Annotated in this window: 11 protein-coding genes; all 11 read right to left on the minus strand. The window is 47.1% G+C overall.

Annotation, left to right across the window (positions count from 1 at the left end):
* Window positions 1-3 precede the first annotated feature (3 nt).
* The 11 genes from PSM36_RS05150 to PSM36_RS05205 all read right to left on the minus strand — a co-directional run bounded on the left by PSM36_RS05150 (window position 4) and on the right by PSM36_RS05205 (window position 17,419).
* Window positions 4-1,422 carry a sialate O-acetylesterase gene (locus tag PSM36_RS05150; RefSeq protein WP_076929421.1) on the minus strand — a complete coding sequence of 473 codons (1,419 nt, stop codon included), beginning with the start codon at window positions 1,420-1,422 and terminating at the stop codon, window positions 4-6.
* Window positions 1,423-1,972: 550 nt separating this feature from the next.
* Entirely contained in the window at window positions 1,973-2,368 is a 396-nt protein-coding gene (locus tag PSM36_RS05160) for a heavy-metal-associated domain-containing protein (RefSeq protein WP_076929426.1), read from the minus strand.
* Window positions 2,369-2,452: 84 nt separating this feature from the next.
* Window positions 2,453-4,069 (minus strand): efflux RND transporter periplasmic adaptor subunit, encoded by a 1,617-nt coding sequence (locus tag PSM36_RS05165; RefSeq protein ID WP_076929429.1) that lies wholly within the window; start codon window positions 4,067-4,069, stop codon window positions 2,453-2,455.
* A gap of 58 nt (window positions 4,070-4,127) precedes the next feature.
* A complete protein-coding gene (locus PSM36_RS05170; protein WP_232001520.1) occupies window positions 4,128-5,717 on the minus strand; it encodes a TolC family protein in 1,590 nt (529 codons plus the stop codon).
* Window positions 5,704-9,552, minus strand: coding sequence for an efflux RND transporter permease subunit (locus PSM36_RS05175; protein WP_076929431.1), 3,849 nt, complete (start codon window positions 9,550-9,552; stop codon window positions 5,704-5,706). The genes PSM36_RS05170 and PSM36_RS05175 overlap by 14 nt, the downstream gene beginning before the upstream one ends.
* 138 nt (window positions 9,553-9,690) lie before the next feature.
* Complete coding sequence (locus tag PSM36_RS05180; RefSeq protein ID WP_154670964.1) at window positions 9,691-10,203, minus strand: hypothetical protein; 513 nt, start codon at window positions 10,201-10,203, stop codon at window positions 9,691-9,693.
* Between the two features lie 229 nt (window positions 10,204-10,432).
* The gene (gene ablB / locus PSM36_RS05185) at window positions 10,433-11,305 is read right to left on the minus strand and encodes a putative beta-lysine N-acetyltransferase (protein ID WP_076929436.1); all 873 of its coding nucleotides are present in this window, start codon (window positions 11,303-11,305) and stop codon (window positions 10,433-10,435) included.
* Window positions 11,271-12,587, minus strand: a complete 1,317-nt coding sequence (kamA, locus tag PSM36_RS05190; RefSeq protein WP_076929438.1) for a lysine 2,3-aminomutase — start codon at window positions 12,585-12,587, stop codon at window positions 11,271-11,273. The genes ablB and kamA overlap by 35 nt, the downstream gene beginning before the upstream one ends.
* A gap of 167 nt (window positions 12,588-12,754) precedes the next feature.
* The gene (locus PSM36_RS05195; protein WP_076929441.1) at window positions 12,755-14,308 is read right to left on the minus strand and encodes a 4Fe-4S binding protein; all 1,554 of its coding nucleotides are present in this window, start codon (window positions 14,306-14,308) and stop codon (window positions 12,755-12,757) included.
* Between the two features lie 118 nt (window positions 14,309-14,426).
* On the minus strand, window positions 14,427-15,368 hold the full coding sequence (locus PSM36_RS05200; protein ID WP_076929443.1) for a DUF362 domain-containing protein: 942 nt from the start codon (window positions 15,366-15,368) through the stop codon (window positions 14,427-14,429).
* A gap of 155 nt (window positions 15,369-15,523) precedes the next feature.
* Window positions 15,524-17,419 carry a TonB-dependent receptor plug domain-containing protein gene (locus PSM36_RS05205; protein ID WP_076929445.1) on the minus strand — a complete coding sequence of 632 codons (1,896 nt, stop codon included), beginning with the start codon at window positions 17,417-17,419 and terminating at the stop codon, window positions 15,524-15,526.
* Window positions 17,420-17,445: the final 26 nt, after the last annotated feature.

Genomic DNA, 17,445 nt, shown 5'->3' on the forward strand with positions numbered 1-17,445 from the left:
CTGTTATTTCTCAAATGAATCTGTCCTGAACGGAACTACCGGTAATTCGCGCGTTCCGGCAAGGTTCCCTGTCTGGAAGTTTTTGAAGCAATAACGGACAGCTACGGGTTGGTCAACCCCTTCGCGGTATACTTCCACTTTGCCATCGCGTACTATTGCTTGTGCGGGAAGGAATTGACCGTCTGCCGCAGCAATTTCGAACCCTTCTATACCGTCTGTCCGGTTGAAGCCTTCATTTGCATGATCGAAAGAGACAATTACTTTTCCGTCATGGATTTCCATTGAATTGTACTCGGGTCCGTGGGCAGCTACCCGCTCATATCCATAGGTTTTGTTGAGCGCCATAAATGCGAGCCGCTTTCCTACATCAGTCTTATTGCGTGGGTGGATATTACGCAGTTCATAAGGTTCCACCAGATCGTTGGTGGAGATCATTCCGCTGTGAGGGATTAGTTTCTGTGCCTTAAACTGTGCTTCACGGAGATAGGCAGCACCGGTATCATTGGCATTCCCATATTCAAAGGGGGCGATTTCCACATAGTAGAAAGGAAGTTCGGGATTATTCCATTGCGTGCGCCAGAGAGTCACCATATTGTGAAGACGCTCGGGATAAACCTGATGGGCGCCGACATTCGATTCGCCCTGATACCAGATAAAACCTTTTATCACGTAATTAGTAATCGGGTGTATCATGCCGTTGTACATCAATAGCGGACGGGCCATTGGATGTAGTTTGTTGACTGCTTCTTCGTTCAAATCCACATCGGGATAGGTTTTGAGGATTTCCCTGTTAGTCCACCCCTCTACTCTTGTACCACCCCATGAAGAAACGATAATCCCTACGGGTACATTCATCGATTTGTGAAGTGTCTCGGCAAAGAAAAATGCCGTAGCACTGAAACCCGGTGAGTTAGCCGGATTACATACCTGCCAGCGTCCCTTCACGCTTTCGAGAGGTTCAAATGACGGTGTCTTGGGGATTGTGACAAACCGGATGGCCGGGTATTGACCGGAGAGGGCAATGGTTTCATTGGCATCCAGAATAGGATTGTTATTGAACCCTTGAAGGGGCATCTCCATATTGCTTTGCCCCGATGCCAGCCATACTTCACCGATCAGGATATCCTTAAGCACCACCTCTTCACCATCGGAAATCGTGATAGTACGAGGGGTGAAACTTGCTTCGGGTGTCTCGATCACGGCGATCCAGTTACCTGTATTGTCGGCTGTGACACGTACTGCGGTTTTGCTCCAACAAGGCTTGACTTCCACTGTTTTGCCCCGTTCAGCTTTTCCCCATATATTCACCCTGCTATTTTGTTGCAGCACCATCCCGTCGCTCAGGATTTCAGGCAGTACCGGTTTTCCGTATAAAACCAGACCGAGAGTAAGAAGTACCGGTAATAGAAAAAATCGTTTCATTTGCTTTTAGTTTTTATATGCTTGGAACTTAAATGGACTTATGTGCAATTGCGATTTTATCCTTGTGGAACGATAATGTGATTTCACGAAATGATATAATCGAATTGTTATTCATGATTTCAAATTCCTGCAAATATAGTGAAAGCCGAGAGAAAAGCCAAACTTGTTTGAGCTTTTCCGAGGCGCCTCCTATATTCTCTAAATATAGTGAAAGCCGGGAAAAAAATCAAGTTCACTTGAATTTTTCCGAATAAAACAGCAATCATACAAATGAAATCGCTGATGCAAAGCAAAACATGGAGAAAGAGAAAAGCGGCGAACTCACGAGTCAAGCGAGTGCAGTTGGCGGAAACCATATAAACAGCTCGTTACAGAGATACCAGGAACCCTTTTTCAATAATCAATAATTGGATACGCGGCAGAAGTACGATAGAGTTTTGGGACTATGGGAAAAGATGAACAATCTCACCTCAAAGATTGAGACATAAAAAAGGCCGTCTCAGGAATTATTCTGAGACAGCCTCCGATATTATGAATGGAATCCGAAAAATTAACCTCTGTATTTGCAGCAGGCGGGTAATGCATCATAGGTAGCCTGGTCGGCTTTGTCCCTGTCGGTATCATATCCCACTCCGGCAATTGCTTTACTGATAGCATCGATATCAGTCTGTTGCGGATTGAAATGAAAATGGAGTTCTTTTTTCTCCGCATCCCATTCGGCCGTCGATACACCTTCGACGCTTTTTGCCGCAGTTTCGATATTCTTTTTACACATATCACAAAGTCCCTGCACACCAAGTACGGCATGCTCATCGTGTTGTTCTGTTCCGGCAGATGCTTCCATTTCTGTTTGTGATGTTTCGGCACCACTTTTGGAACCACTCGAATTACATGCGGCGAACAATAGGGCCGCGGCAATCATTACTGATAATGCATACTTCTTCATAATAACTTCTTTCTAATTGTTTATTTAAATCTGAATTTCCTTTTGTTTAACGGAAAAAGGATGTTTTTGTTCGTTACTGCCCGTTTACTCCCTGTACTTGCAGCATCCGGGCAGCGCATCATAGACCTTCTGATCTGCCTTGTGCTTGTCTGTATCGTGACCCGCTTTGGCGACAGCCTGAGAGATCTTGTCGAGATCGGTCTGTGCGGGATCATAATTCAGGTGCAATTGCTTTGCAGTTCCATCCCATGAGGCGGAAGATACACCTTTCACACTCATGGCGGCTTTTTCGATACGCTCTTTACACATTTCACACAGTCCCTGTACCGTCATCATTGCATGCTCATGTCCGGCGGAAGCATGATCGTGCGTATGACTGCCGCTTCCCGGCATGGAGTGACTTTCGTGTCCGGTAACGGCGCGGCCGGCTTCATCATTCATCATACTACGCTTTCCGGCAAGTTGAGCGCTCGCATCAATGGTAAAGGCACCGTTCGTCACGATCTCATCACCATCCTCTATCCCCGAAAGAACCAGATAGGCATCTCCGAGCGAAGGGCCGAGTTCTACTTCCCGAAGCAGGTATGCCGGTGTTTCGGTATCAGGTTGTTTCACATAGACAATGGAACGTTTGCCTGTCCATAGAACGGCTGATTTTGGGATGACAATTTGGTTGTTGTACTGCTTCAGTGGAGCATTCACAAGAGCGTTGGCATACATCCCCGGCATCAGTTCTGCACGCGTATTGGTTGTCTCAACCCTGACTTTGGCAGTACGCGTCGTCGGATCGAGAATCGGATTGATAAAAGATATCCTCCCTGAGAATGTTTTTCCGGGAAGTGATTGAAGAGTGTAATCCAACTTATCACCTACCTTCAGAAAGGGGAGATCCGACTCATAGGCGTCGAATACCGCCCATACCCGGGAGAGATCGGCAATATCGAACAGAACGGTTCCGGTACTGATATAATCTCCCTGGTTAACATTCTTGGAAACGACAATACCACCGGTATTTGCCGTTATGTCTGTCAACGGTGATACTTCCCCCGATTGTTCAATTGCGGCTATCTGTTCGTCCGATAATTTCCAGAGCGATAGTTTCTCTCTTACCGCCTGTAGCAATGCCGGCTGGATATCTTTCATCTTTACCGCTTCCAATAATTCCTGTTGCGCGCTTAGCAGCTCGGGAGAGTAGATAGTTGCAATGGTCTGTCCCTGCCGTACGCTTTCTCCGGTAAAGCTGACCATGAGTTTCTCGATGCGACCGCTTACGTGTGATGTTTGTGATTGCGAAAGCCGTTCATCCACCTGGATAGTCCCGTAAAGACGGACATTCTTTACCGGATTCTGCCGGCTGACGACCGTCGTTTGGATATTAGCCAGCGCAACCGCTTCTGCGCTTAATTGAATAGCGTCGGGATCGATGGCGGCATCACCCGAACCGGTTGTTTTCAATGGAATCAGATCCATTGCACAAAGAGGGCATTTTCCCGGCTTATCCATCCGTATCTGCGGGTGCATGGAACAAGTCCATACCTCTTCACCATGGTCATGATCGTGGTCGTGTTCCGCCGCTGTCGTTTGCTCACCTGACGACGGACCGCCGGAAAAGATCAACCAACCCAGGAATAATCCTGCCAGCAGAATTAATCCGTACGTGACATATTTATTGTTCACTGCTTTTTTTATTTTGGAGTCCATGTTTTTTTAATTGAAAATTGAAAGTTGAAAATTGAAAACTTATCGCGCGAAGCATCTATCATTTTATCATGCGCAGCACATTATCGTGCGAAGCATTAAATGAGACGAGTTTTTGTATCGAAGCCACCATCGTATTGTATTCGGCGACAGCTTCGGCTTTTTTTAAACGGTAATCGAGCAACTGACGTTGTACTTGTATGACATCGGTCAGGTCGCTTTTTCCCGAGACAAACTCCTGTACCAGCAAGTGATATGTTGTTTGGGCGAGTTGAGATTGCTTTTCATACAGGGTGATCTTTCTTGAGGCGTCATCCAGTGAGTGCCTGGTGCGGTAGAGTTCAGTCTGCAGGGCATTCTGGGTGTCGGCATATTGCTGACGGCTTGCCTGCCACCGGATACTGCTCTCCCTTTGTTGTGCCTTGTATTTACTACGATAAAGAGGCAGGCTGATGGAGACCATCGGCATAATCATATCCATCCCGTTCATCTCTGTCACGGGCAGGCCAGCGTGCCCCATATCCATACGTTTACCGATTACTGAATACTGGAGGCCTATACCTAACATCGGATAACTCATCTTTTTATCCATCTCTGCTTTGGCTCTGTAGGCTGCCCCTTCTTCATCGATCATAGCCAGCATCGGATTGTTCAGACTGATCTGCTCTGCCGTTAGCGCTACGTCTAATGAAAAAGGTATCGGAGTGATCGAGTCGGGAAGATGTACTTTATTGCCGGACGGCCTGTTCAATAACGCGTTGAAGGCAGCTGTTTCAGCGTCGATTTGAGACAAAATGCTTTCGATACTGTTCTCCAGTTCAGCAATTTCCAATTGAATACGCAACACATCCGACATACCGGTGGAAGCGCTCATACTTTGCATACCTGCCCCGGATCCCATGGAAGACATGGAACTGCCCGAGGTTGAAGACTGGGTAGCGCTTCCCCCCATAGGCGAACCCATACTGCCCATATTTCCTGATGTCCCCATACTACTTGTACCAGTCGATGCGGGACTCGTAACCGGTGCTGTTTGCGTACGTCCCCCGGAACCTGCGTTTCCTGCCGAAGAAGCGGAAAACTTGCGCAAGGCCAGTGTCTCCAATTGCTTCAGATAATCCCTGTTTTCGCGGCTGTTGTTCAACTGCTGTTGCAAACTGCAAAGGAGGAACCACTGGGTATATACCTGCAGATAAAGATTGTCGCGGGTTTCCCGGAATTGCTCAAAAGCCATGTTGGCCATGTGTTCGGCTTCGGTGCGTGCCGCCTTGCGTGTTCCGAACCAGGGGAACATCTGCATCAATGTGAAATCGGCGATCTGCCGTCCGTCCAGTATTTCCATGGGTTGCAGGAAGAAACCGATTTCCAGTTCAGGATCGGGATAAGCGCCTGCCTGCGGCATCTTCTCCAGCGATGCCTTATATGCCAGAAAATAGGCTTTCACACCCGGATTATTACGTGCAGCCGTTTCCAGGTAATGGGCGAGAGAATCGGATGCCTGCCGGGGGATAGGGGCGACGATAAGAGAATCGGCTATGAGCCCGGTATCAGGAGCGGCAGTAAACGGACTGGTTGTCTGTGCAGCCGCAGAAATGGCCGTAAGGTCTGCAATCAACAGGAGAATGCAATATAGGTTTTTATATCGTTTCATAATCTCTTTGTTTTATACTATTCTTATGTTGTTTTTTGATAGCGCTTTCCCGCCACCAGCATTGCAGGATAGGCACCACGAACATGGTCATCGACTGGATCAGCATACCGCCGAATGTAGGAATGGCCATCGGCACCATGATATCGGCACCCTTGCCCGTAGAGGTAAGTACCGGCAGGAAAGCTATCAGGGTGGAGGCAGTGGTCATCACTGCCGGGCGGACTCTTTTCAGTCCGGCATAGACAACTGCTTCCCTGATCTCTTCTTTGGTCTGCGGATCCCTTTCCAGAAAAGTATCGTGAATATATGTCCCCATCAGTACGCCATCATCAGTGGCAATACCGAAAAGCGCGATAAATCCGACCCATACGGCAATACTCAGGTTGATAGGATGCATCTGGAACATATCCCGGATATTTGTGCCGGCCACAGAGAAGTTCATAAACCAGGGTTCGCCGTACAACCACAGTAAGATGAATCCTCCCGCCAGGGCGACGAACACCCCTGAGAAATGGATCAGCGATGCCGTTACCGTCTTGAACTGGAAATAGAGGATCAGGAGGATGGTAATGAGGCTGATAGGTATAATGATCAGCAATCGTCTGGAAGCACGTGCCTGCTGTTCATAATTTCCTGCGAAAGTATAGGATACGCCGTTGGGCAGGCTGATTTCTCCGTTGCGGATCTTCTCTTTCAATAGCTTATCGGCTTCCATTACCACATCTACCTCGGCTTTGGCACCCACTTTATCAAAGATGACATATCCCACTAAGAAGGTATTCTCACTCTGTATCATCTGTGCTCCTCTGGCATACCCGATATCGGCCACATCGCCAAGCGGTATCTGTGCACCGGTGGCAGTAGGGATAATCAGTTTCGATAACTCTTCGGGATGTTCTCTCAGTTCGCGGGGATAACGGAGCCGTACCGGATAACGTTCACGCCCTTCCACAGTAGTGGTCAAAGCCATTCCGCCCACGGCAGCGCTGATGGTTTCCTGTAAATCGGCTACCGTAATACCGAATCGCGCCATATTGTGGCGATTCAGTTTGATTTCTATATAAGGTGCGCCCACAGCACGGTCGTAGAAAACGGTCGAGGGCAGGATAGAGGGTATCTCTTTCAGGGCTGCTTCAAGGATCCTGCCTCCCTGTTCGATAGACTCCAGATCCGGTCCCGATACTTTTAATCCCATGGGCGCCCGCATCCCGGTGGAAAGCATCACCAGACGTGCTTCAATAGGTTGTAGCTTTGGCGCCGAAGTGAGTCCTGGCAGATGGGATACATTTACGATCTCCTGCCAGATATCATCCGGGCTTTTAATATGGGAGCGCCACTGCCTGAAATGTTTTCCGTATCTCGAATGCACCAGGCTGTCGGCCGGTATCAGCCTGAACTCATCTTCTTCCGGATTATAGGTGGAACCGTCTGTCAGCAGGAATTCTCCTTTGCGGTTCACCTTAAATCGTTGCCGGCGCCCGTTCTCATCCAGGATATATTCGGAGCGATAGTTGATCGTATTTTCAAACATCTGTGCCGGTGCCGGATCGAGGGCCGAATTCACCCGTCCCCATTTCCCTACGGTCATTTCCACTTCGGGGATATTGGAGATCCGTTTGTCGAGCATCTCGATATATTGCAGGTTCTGTTCAATACCCGTATGGGGCATGCTGGTAGGCATCAGCAGGAAAGAGCCTTCATTGAGGCTGGGCATAAATTCTTTACCGATCCCCGGGAATTTATCGCTTGCCGCCTGCCAGAATCCCGTCTGGCGGAATGATTTCCAGCCTACAGTTTCAAAACCTTTAGCAACAATACCGAAAGTTTTGTCGAATCCCATCCAGATGATAATGCCGAACAGTACGGTGGCAATCGGTATAACCATGAATTTCCATCGGTTGGCGAGACTCCATCGCAGGATCTTTTCGTAGTAAATTACCAGCAACCATAACAGTCCCAGAATAACACCTATGATCAGGATTACGAAGACCAAATTACGGGGTATACCTGCGTAGGTACCTAAAGGGAGCCATTCTACCGCAAGCAGGTAGACTACGGTAAGGATAGCAATGCCAATACCGATAAAAGTAGGTATTCTTTTATTTTCCCACCGACCGGCAAAAAGGTTATTCAGACCGAATAGCGGCAGGGCGGCATAGGCACCCACTCCGGTGAAGATAAGCAATGCGATACCTCCGGCGATCAGCAGTATATTTCCTACCTTGCGAACCAGTTCAGAGGTGATCCTGAATGAAAAGAAATAGTAGGTCAATGTAGGTAAAATAGCTATTCCCAGCAAAACAGCCGATAGCATAGCAATAGTTTTTGTGTAGGCGAGGGGACTGAACAGTTTACCCTCCTGCGCTTCGAGGAAGAAAACGGGAAGAAAGCTCACTACCGTCGTGAGCGAGGCGGTGAGTATGGCTCCCGAGACTTCACTTACGCTTTTATGGATTAATTCGATAAACGCTTTCCCTTTTCGTTTATCCTTGTTTTCCTCCATTTCCATATGCCGGATGATATTCTCAACAAAAACCACGCCGATATCGATCATCACCCCTATGGCGATGGCAATCCCCGAGAGTGCTACAATATTGGCGTCTATCCCCATGTTTCGCATAAGGATAAAGGTGAGTAACACTCCCACGGGCAATATGCTGGATATGACTACTGATGCACGGAGATTAAGGATAATAACGATCACGACAATTATGGTGATTAGTATCTCGTGAGTGAGAGATGTCTCGAGCGTGCCGATAGTCTCATGGATCAATCCTGTCCTGTCGTAGAACGGTACAACCGAGACTTTGGAAACCGTTCCGTCGGCCAGTGTTTTTTGCGGCAGTCCGGCTTCTATCTCGGCAATCTTTTCCTTTACGTTATCAATTACTTTTAACGGATTAGAACCGTAACGCGCTACCACAACACCGCCCACGGCCTCTATTCCTTCCTTGTCGAGTCCGCCCCGGCGGGTAGCAGGTCCAATATTGACGAAAGCCACATCTTTAATCATTACCGGTACTCCATTACGTACGGTAATTACCGCCTCTTCGAGATCGGATACGCTTTTGATGTAACCCAGCCCGCGTACCAGATATTCCGCCTTATTGATCTCGACCGTTTCCGCACCGATATCAAGATTGCTTTTTTGTACTGCGTTCATCACATCCATGATGGATATGTTATAGGCACGCATGGCGTTGGGATCGATTTCGACCTGATACTCTTTTACGTATCCTCCCACGGAAGCGACCTCAGCCACCCCCTCGGCAGAAGAGAGACTGTATTTCACCTGGAAATCCTGGATCGATCGCAGTTCATCGGGATCCCATCCTCCCGCAGGTTTTCCGGTTGCAGGGTCACGCCCTTCGAGGGTATACCAGAAGATCTGTCCCAGGGCGGTGGCATCGGGTCCAAGGCTCGGTTGTACTCCTTCGGGCAAGGTGCCGGAAGGGAGCGAATTCAGTTTCTCGAGGATACGCGACCGGCTCCAGTAAAACTCTACATCATCCTCAAAAATGATATAGATAAATGACATACCGAACATGGAAGAACTACGGATCGTTTTCACTCCCGGAATACCCAGTAAAGAGGTGGTAAGGGGGTAGGTGACCTGTTCCTGTATGTCTATGGGCGAGCGTCCCATCCATTCTGTAGCGACAATCTGCTGATTTTCTCCGATATCCGGGATCGCATCCACCGGCACCGGATCGCGGGGAAGCAGGCTGTACCAGTTGAATGGCGCCGTAGCAATCCCCCACACGATAATAAGGATCAGCAGTAATATGGTTATTAACCTGTTATGCAGGAAATATTTGATGATCTTGTTCATCATAAAAAAGTTAAGAGATTAGATATGTATTAAAAAGAGAAAACAATAGATTACCTGCGCAACCATATGAGTAATGACCCTTTAATTAAAGAAAGGCCATAGAAACCTTATAAGGTTGTGCCTGTAAACGCGACCGATAAATCAAATACGGTAAATACAGATGTAAGTGAGCAAGCTTACATCTTTCAGGAAAAGACCTTCCGGAGGAAAGTCAGGATGAGGGGTACGGATGTCGGTTATGGGATCCGATAATTTATACAACCGGGTCAAAATGGCTCCTACAGTGTCAAAAGAGAGAGGTAAGAGGCGGGAGGCCGGCTGTTCTACCTTATTCTGGTAGTCATCGGTAGTTAGCTCAAGTATCTCTGTGTTGCAGCATTTGTCTCCGGCAAAGTGTAACTCATGACCGTGACGGGCAGTTCCAATCCTCCTCGGATCTTCATTCGTGCCCGAATTCCCGGTCCTGTGCGAATTGCAGCAGGAATGGTTATTCCCGTGGTCTGCCGCATGTACAGGGTTAATATCTGTGGCGGCGTGCCGGGCAAACAGGTTGAGTGATTGCAACTCTCCCGCACAATAATGCAATGCGATAACAGGTTGTATCGCAAAGATCATCATGATGGGTAGCAATAATATGGCAGTTGTTCTACTCATGTACACTCACCTTATCGTTGGTAAAGTTGCTCAATTAAAATTAGTTATTGCACTATGGCAGAGGAAAACTCGTTTGGACTATACTCATTTAGCTTAACGAAATCCCTATCACCGGTACAACAACGAAATACCTGACAAGTTTACAAAAGTATCAATTATTTTTGACTATATCTTATATTTTTTGCCGATTTTTTGGAGGTTTAATTGGCAAAAATATAATTCCAATCCTTTATATTTTTCCCAACCGCTTATAATAGAGATTCATACTCTCTGTTTTTCCGTCGATATTGGTGTTGTTGAGCAGGGTGCCTGAATAAGTGAACCCCGTACGAATGAATGTTTTGTTCATGGGGACGGACTGAAGGCGGGCAATGGTGTATAGTGTGCATATACCCTGTTGCCGCATCTCATGCTCCATGTGTCGGAGAAGTAACATTGACAGTTTGTTTCCCATGTGGGATGTGTGTGTTGCGAAATCGGTCATTTCAGCATTTTGAGCCTCCCTATCGATCTCCGAAGAAGACAGGGCAGCCAGTTTTCCATCCTTAAAGGCGCCGAAATACTGTACATGCTCATCCATCATCTCCGAGATATACTCCGGATCATAAATGGGAAAGGGATAGCTCTTGAATATATCGGAGTAGATACGTGTCATGGCCGGGATGTCCCGTTGGCCCAGCTTGCGTATCGTATAGGAAGCTTTATCGATTGCTTGCTGATTCCCCGTTGCCATGTCGGATAAAAGCCGGTGAAGTTGCTGTAACCGGGGCACCGGGACAGACGCCCGACCCTGGTCATTGGGGAATTTGGAAACGAAGAAAGCATCTTCTTTCCCGTTATAAAAAGCCGGAATGTAGCCTTCCATTCTATACCCTTCGGCTAAAAACAGGGGATATGCGCTTGACGGGATTTTGCAAAAGATCTTCGAATAGTTTTGCATGTCAGCTAATTGATTCATCCGGGGAATGATGCTCTCCGTATCCTGCACCGCCAATTTCATCAGATAGATCCGGTTGTTGAGTTTTCCGTGTTGGAGGATAGAGCCGTTCGCTGTTTTCTCTATCCGGTCAGGCATTGTCATTGCGTCGTTGAATTCTTTCATTATCTTCGGGTATCAGGGATATGGTATCATTGGTATTTGAAAGTAATTTTTCTATGCCGATGGCTACGTCCTGATCTTCATTTTCCTGTAGGTTCAAATCCAGATTACAGCTCTCGCAGTTGCGGTCACAGTCTTTAAGTGCATAACTGTCCGGCTCTTTGTAGGTGGTTATCACACCTTCATAGTTTCTCAATACCACTTTATTGGTAGACCATGAGATGATATAGTTAGGCATCACCGGAATTTTTCCGCCACCACCGGGTGCATCGATCACATACACCGGGCGTGCGAACCCGCTTGTATGGCCCACGAGGCTCTCCATGATCTCAATGCCTTTACCGACAGGCGTCCTGAAATGAGATAATCCTTCCGAGAGGTCGCACTGGTAAAGATAGTAGGGTCGTACCCTGTTCTGCACTAATTTGTGAACAAGCGATTTTATGATCCTGGGGCAATCGTTTACATCAGCCAGCAGTACCGATTGGTTCCCTAACGGAAACCCTCCGTCGGCCAGCTTGGCCAGTGCCTCTTTCGATGAACTGGTTATCTCGTTAGGATGATTAAAGTGCGTATTTATCCATAAAGGATGATATTTTTTCAGTACCGAAATTAAATTATCGGTTATCCGGTAGGGTAATACCACCGGCATCCGGGTGCCGATGCGGATCACCTCTACATGCGGAATCCGGCTTATTTCAGATAACAGCCAGTCGATCATCGAATCGGAAAGCATAAAAGGATCTCCGCCCGAAAGCAGTACATCCCTCACCTGGGGAGTGTTGCGAATATATTCGATACCGGTAGTCAATTGTTTTCGTGACGGGATAAAGTCTATATCTCCCACTTTACGTTTACGGGTGCAATGACGGCAATACATAGAGCAAACGTTGCTTACCTGAAACAAAACCCGGTCGGGATATCGGTGTGTAATTCCTTCCACGGGACTGTCCTTATCTTCCGAAAGGGGGTCTGCATATTCCGATGACAGTGTATTCAATTCTTCCGATCCGCCAAAAGCTTGTTTGAAGACAGGGTCATTCCGGTAATTGTCTTTATGGATAAGAGAAAGGTAATAGGGAGTGATGGATAGCGGAAACTTATCAAAGGTCTTTTGGAGTTGTTCCCTCTCTTTTTTTTCGAAGCAGATGCCGGTAATATATTCGAACTGATCCAAGGTTTTAATCGAGTGTTTTAGTTGCCATTTCCAATCTTTCCAGTTAGATAGCTGCGGTTTATCTTCAATTTTGTTTGCAATTTCCTCTTGTACTTTGTTATAAATCATAAATGCTGAAATTTTCTATCTGGACAAAAGTATAACATGAGGATGGGGTAGGCAGATTATTTGAGTTAAATTAAGGTAAATTACCTAAAAATACGCTTTTAGTCTTTATGCTGAAAAAATCTGATGTAATTGAACGACTCTTGGCTGCACGATCCTCTATTTTCCGGTCAGAACCCGAAATCGTCTATCACGATCTCATCCACTTCTTCGTGTTCGATCTCGATGATATTCTGCGATCGCAATCCTTCCACATAAATGGCTTTATAAGGGATAGCGGGACAGACATATTCGCAACCGCCGCAACCCACGCATATCTCCGGCCTGATCTCGGGGATGGTCAGCATCCCTTTATAGGGAACCATATGTACGGCCTGTGTGGGGCAGTGTTCCGAGCAGGCACCACAACTTGTCTCGTCGTAATAGACGATGCAGTTTTCAATGATCAGTTGTACCTGTCCCATCTGGGTATGGTTCTTTTCCTCTTTTGTCAATGGAAGGATGGCCCCGGTGGGACAAACTTCTCCGCAGATAGTACAGTCGTAATTGCAGAAGCCGTGATCGAAGTAGAGTTTCGGTTGCATTATTCCTCCAAGTCCGTATTCCAGAAAAGCCGGTTTGATCACATGTGACGGACATTTGCTTACACAAAGGTGGCAGGAGATACATTTCTCCCGCAGGTGGTCGAAAGTGGGTGTTCCCGGAGGAGCAATAGGGATTTGTCGTTTGAATTCCCTTCTCGGAAGCAGTTCTTCGGAAATTATCTCCTGTGCGATAAGTTTTCCTGCCGCTAATCCCGTCACCAGGGAAGCCGAGAGGAAGCGGCGTTTCGACTTATCGACCTGCTTCTCTTCTTTCACATAAGTATATGCCGGCACCGCGTCGGTTTCTTTTTTCTTCCCCGGCCGGACAAGGGTGTATTTCATTGCGTCGCGGTTACAACTTTCGATGCAGTTGAAACAGGTAACGCAACGACTGTAATCGATCTGCTTGTTTTTTGAGTCGATACAGGAAGCCTTGCACTTCATGGCGCATAATCCGCACATGTTACATTTTTCGTCTACGAACCGGATCCTGAACAGGGAGAATTTACTCAGGAAACCAAGTGTGGTTCCCACGGGACAGATAGTATTGCACCAGGTTCTACCATTACGCCATGCCATGTAACCTATGATTAACAGGGTAATAAGGGCGGTTACAAGAGAAAAGATGCTAAGGATATAGATGCTGACCTTATAAAAAGTATAATTATTGAACGAGGTGAAGATAATTTCCAGCAGATTATTCCCCGCTAAATAGGCCGGACGTAGCAGATGGGTCACTATTCTTCCGTAGGCACCGTAAGGATCGAGTAGTCCCAAAAGAAAGGTGAATCCGAAGATAAATGCCGCAGTCGTACCTGCCAGCACACTCCAGCGAAGCAGGGTTTTAGCTTTACTATACCGGTATTTCTTTTTCCTGTTCAGCTTTTTGGAAAACCATGCTACTATATCCTGATAGACACCCATGGGACAGATAGATGAACAGTAAACCCTGCCGAAAAGAAGAGTGAGTACCACCAACGATATCAGAATAACGATATTGAGGGTCAGCAGCGCCGGGATCAGTTGTATTTCGGCAAGAAAGCTGATGCGATCGGGCAGAAACTCCCTAAAATCCAAAAAATAGAGCGTAATTAACGAAAACAAGATCACAGAGAGTGTAATACGTATTCTTTTCAACATGATGCTTTCCTCCTAAAGAGTGACGTAATAGGCGATTTGGCACGGATAGTACTACCCGGTAGCGGGTACCGGATGATAGATGATATTACGGATTATACGACCAAGAGAACGGAAAGGATTATATCCTCAGTCTCCTGATATTCAGGTTGTCCAGTTTCATTGTGCCGATACCCAGTTCTTCTCCTTTGGAGATATGTGTTACCTTGTCGAGCGGCATTTCACGTGCCTGGTTGAAGAAATTGGCAGCAGCAGTGTCTGCGGCGACAATATCCTGAGAGATAAAAAGGCCTTTGGAAAGCACCACGTCGGAGAGAGACCTTCCCCTTGGGCCGCTGGTCTTCATCAACCTGTACGCATCTACTATATTTAAAACCGGTTTCTTAGGATAAGTACACACATCAGCAATACACTGTTGCAGGTCGTTGGCATGGAAAAACCCCCTGTCCCATACAATCCCCATATAGTTCTTCATAGAGATGGTAAGTTGGGCGCCACCATGGTTTTTCAGGACAGGCACATTGATCCATTTATCGCAGTCCACGATCGCCTGGTGTATCTTCGTTGTTTTCAGGCTTCTTCCTTTGGGCAGGGAAACTGTTTTATAATATGACTCCTGATGGGCGGGCACCATTTTGGCACCTGCTTTTTTTGCTGCCTCTTCAATACCGCTGTTGGCATAAGACTTGCGCCAGTCGTCGCAGGTATGGTCGAATACGGTCACCTCCGCCGCTCCGGCATCGAAACATTGTTTGATAATTTCCTCTACCAGTTTCGGATTGGTGTTGGCCGCCATCTCTACAGGCTGGTCCCATCCGATATTAGGTTTTACACATACCTTGTCGCCTTTGCTGATGAAGTTGCTTATTCCTCCCATCTCGGCGATCGCTTTGCGGAACATAGCTTCCGGTTCGCCTCCCATTACTGCTACCAAATCATATTTTTTGGCGGCATTGGCGGTTTCGAACGACTGGGTGAGTACGCTCATCGCATCTGTCTCTTTTACTGTGGTAAGCGCTGCTCCTGTGAGAGCTACCGCTCGTAAGAAATTCCGTCTATCCATAATCTCTTTTTTATTTTGGTTGACTAAATGTGGGAATTACCAATTACTAATTATGAATTATCAATTACTAATTACCAATTACTAATTACCAATGCAAAATCCCTGAATCCCTAAATCTTCAAATCAGTAAATTATCAAATCGTTAAATCAGTAAATCAAATTTTCACCCGGACTCCACCGAAAAGTGTAGCTCCCGGCATTGGATATCCGACATTGATCTCATATTTCTGATCAAGCAGGTTTTCTCCCTTTATGAAGAGATTCAGCCAATCGAGTAACTGGTAATTGGCACGGACATTCCAAAGTACAAAGGTCTCTTGCCGGGTGTCAGACGGGGAGGTATAAATATTCCCGATATATTGCACTCCGGAGGAAATTCCCCAGGGTCCTTTGGTATAACTACCACTCACATAGAGTTTGTGTTCAGGTGCAGTAAGTATTTTATAGGTCATGTTGAGATAACTGTAATTTGCTGAAAAACGCAGATTCGGCATTGCCTGATAACTTGCACTGAGCTCGAAACCTTTGTTTTCCACTTCCCCTATATTGACCCATTGACCCATATTCGGTTGCGGTTGTTGTATCATGTTGTCGCCCTTTATATAGAATAGGTTGACGCCTAAGCTCAATCTGTTATCCATCAGCATTTGTAAGAGTGATACCTCATAATTCATCAACCGCTCCGCTTTCAGATCAGGGTTTTGCGGTGGGAACATGTACATCTCACGGATGGTGGGATTACGAAATCCTTTACTGACGATTGCTTTCAGTACAGTCGTAGCCGAAGGAGTGAAACTTGCCCCCAGTTGCGGTATCCATTCCGAGCCGTTGATCTGATGGTGATCGAGCCGGATACCTGCATTCAGCGTCAGTTTATTATTGAGTATGGTCTGTTGCAGGTTCAGGTATCCTGCCATATTGTAGAGCGAGGTATCGGCTAACTGTACATTGTCGGATTCATCGGGAAACTTATTCTTTGCCTCGCCACCGAAGTGTTGATAGTCAAAACCGGCAGTCGTCTTATTTCCTGTGAAGAAAGAATAAGACTGGTAGAGTGACACTCCCGCCATCCGGTCGGAAGAATTGAACCGGAAGGGTCTCGGTTGTTCTCCTTCTGCATATCCGTCGTTGATCCGGTGCGTTCCGAAGTTATAAAACAGTTTTACCGCTCCCGATGTGTTTGCATACTCATTCTCGACAGCAAGTGAAGTCATCCCCCGGGTGATATCGGCGTCGTTGTCGATCATAGGAGCAGTGACCATTCCAGGGTTCGAAGACTCTGTATTGGAGATATTCAGATCTGCAAAACTTTTCCAGTGGCGTGAAATATCATACCCTACTTTTGCATAGCCGTTCCACTGTTCGAAATCCATATTCTCCCGGTGTCCGTCAGAGCGGCTGTATCCTATGTTTCCAACTAAGTGCAATCTTTCTTTTTTCCATCCCGTGTATGCTTCCGCATTCAATGTATTGTAACTTCCGTACATTACCTGTGCCATGCCGTGCGATCCGTCCCGTTGTTGTTTTTTGGTGATGATATTGATCACGCCACCCATGGCGTTCGAACCATAGAGTACTGAAGCCGGGCCGCGTACCACTTCCACCCGTTCCGTCATCATGGACTGGTAGCTGTCGGCCAGCGGATGCCCCATCAGTCCCATATACTGCGGATGTCCGTCGATCAGCACCAATACACCTGTGGTAGGCGCTCCTCCGATCCCGCGCATGCTCATCCCACCGGCCGCCCCGTTGGCCACGCCGTAACCCATCACACCTCTCTGGGTAATGAACAGGCCCGGCACTTCTTCGGTCAGCAGAGGCAGAATGTTGGGTTGAATCCTTTCTTCAATCTGGTTTCCTGAAATTACCGATATGCTTATAGGCAGGTTGCGCAGATTGACTTTCGGCATGGTACCGGTGACAATCACTTCATCCAGGCGGATGGTGTCGTTTAACGCTTCAGCCGGTTCGTTTCCGGAGTAACTGTTTCCGGCTGCCAGCGGGGATGCCGACAGCACGATGCAATATAATAAGAGGGTGATTTTGTACATACTTACCCTGATAATTGTTTGTTTAA

It is taken from the genome of Proteiniphilum saccharofermentans (assembly GCF_900095135.1).
Classification (GTDB): Bacteria; Bacteroidota; Bacteroidia; order Bacteroidales; family Dysgonomonadaceae; genus Proteiniphilum; species Proteiniphilum saccharofermentans.

Coding starts and splice junctions, on each gene's coding strand:
- PSM36_RS05150 (WP_076929421.1), bottom strand. CDS start 1,422: ATGAAACGATTTTTTCTATTACCGGTACTTCTTACTCTCGGTCTGGTT.
- PSM36_RS05170 (WP_232001520.1), bottom strand. CDS start 5,717: ATGAAACGATATAAAAACCTATATTGCATTCTCCTGTTGATTGCAGAC.
- ablB (WP_076929436.1), bottom strand. CDS start 11,305: ATGAAAGAATTCAACGACGCAATGACAATGCCTGACCGGATAGAGAAA.
- PSM36_RS05200 (WP_076929443.1), bottom strand. CDS start 15,368: ATGGATAGACGGAATTTCTTACGAGCGGTAGCTCTCACAGGAGCAGCG.
- PSM36_RS05195 (WP_076929441.1), bottom strand. CDS start 14,308: ATGTTGAAAAGAATACGTATTACACTCTCTGTGATCTTGTTTTCGTTA.
- PSM36_RS05165 (WP_076929429.1), bottom strand. CDS start 4,069: ATGGACTCCAAAATAAAAAAAGCAGTGAACAATAAATATGTCACGTAC.
- PSM36_RS05180 (WP_154670964.1), bottom strand. CDS start 10,203: ATGAGTAGAACAACTGCCATATTATTGCTACCCATCATGATGATCTTT.
- PSM36_RS05175 (WP_076929431.1), bottom strand. CDS start 9,552: ATGATGAACAAGATCATCAAATATTTCCTGCATAACAGGTTAATAACC.
- kamA (WP_076929438.1), bottom strand. CDS start 12,587: ATGATTTATAACAAAGTACAAGAGGAAATTGCAAACAAAATTGAAGAT.
- PSM36_RS05205 (WP_076929445.1), bottom strand. CDS start 17,419: ATGTACAAAATCACCCTCTTATTATATTGCATCGTGCTGTCGGCATCC.
- PSM36_RS05160 (WP_076929426.1), bottom strand. CDS start 2,368: ATGAAGAAGTATGCATTATCAGTAATGATTGCCGCGGCCCTATTGTTC.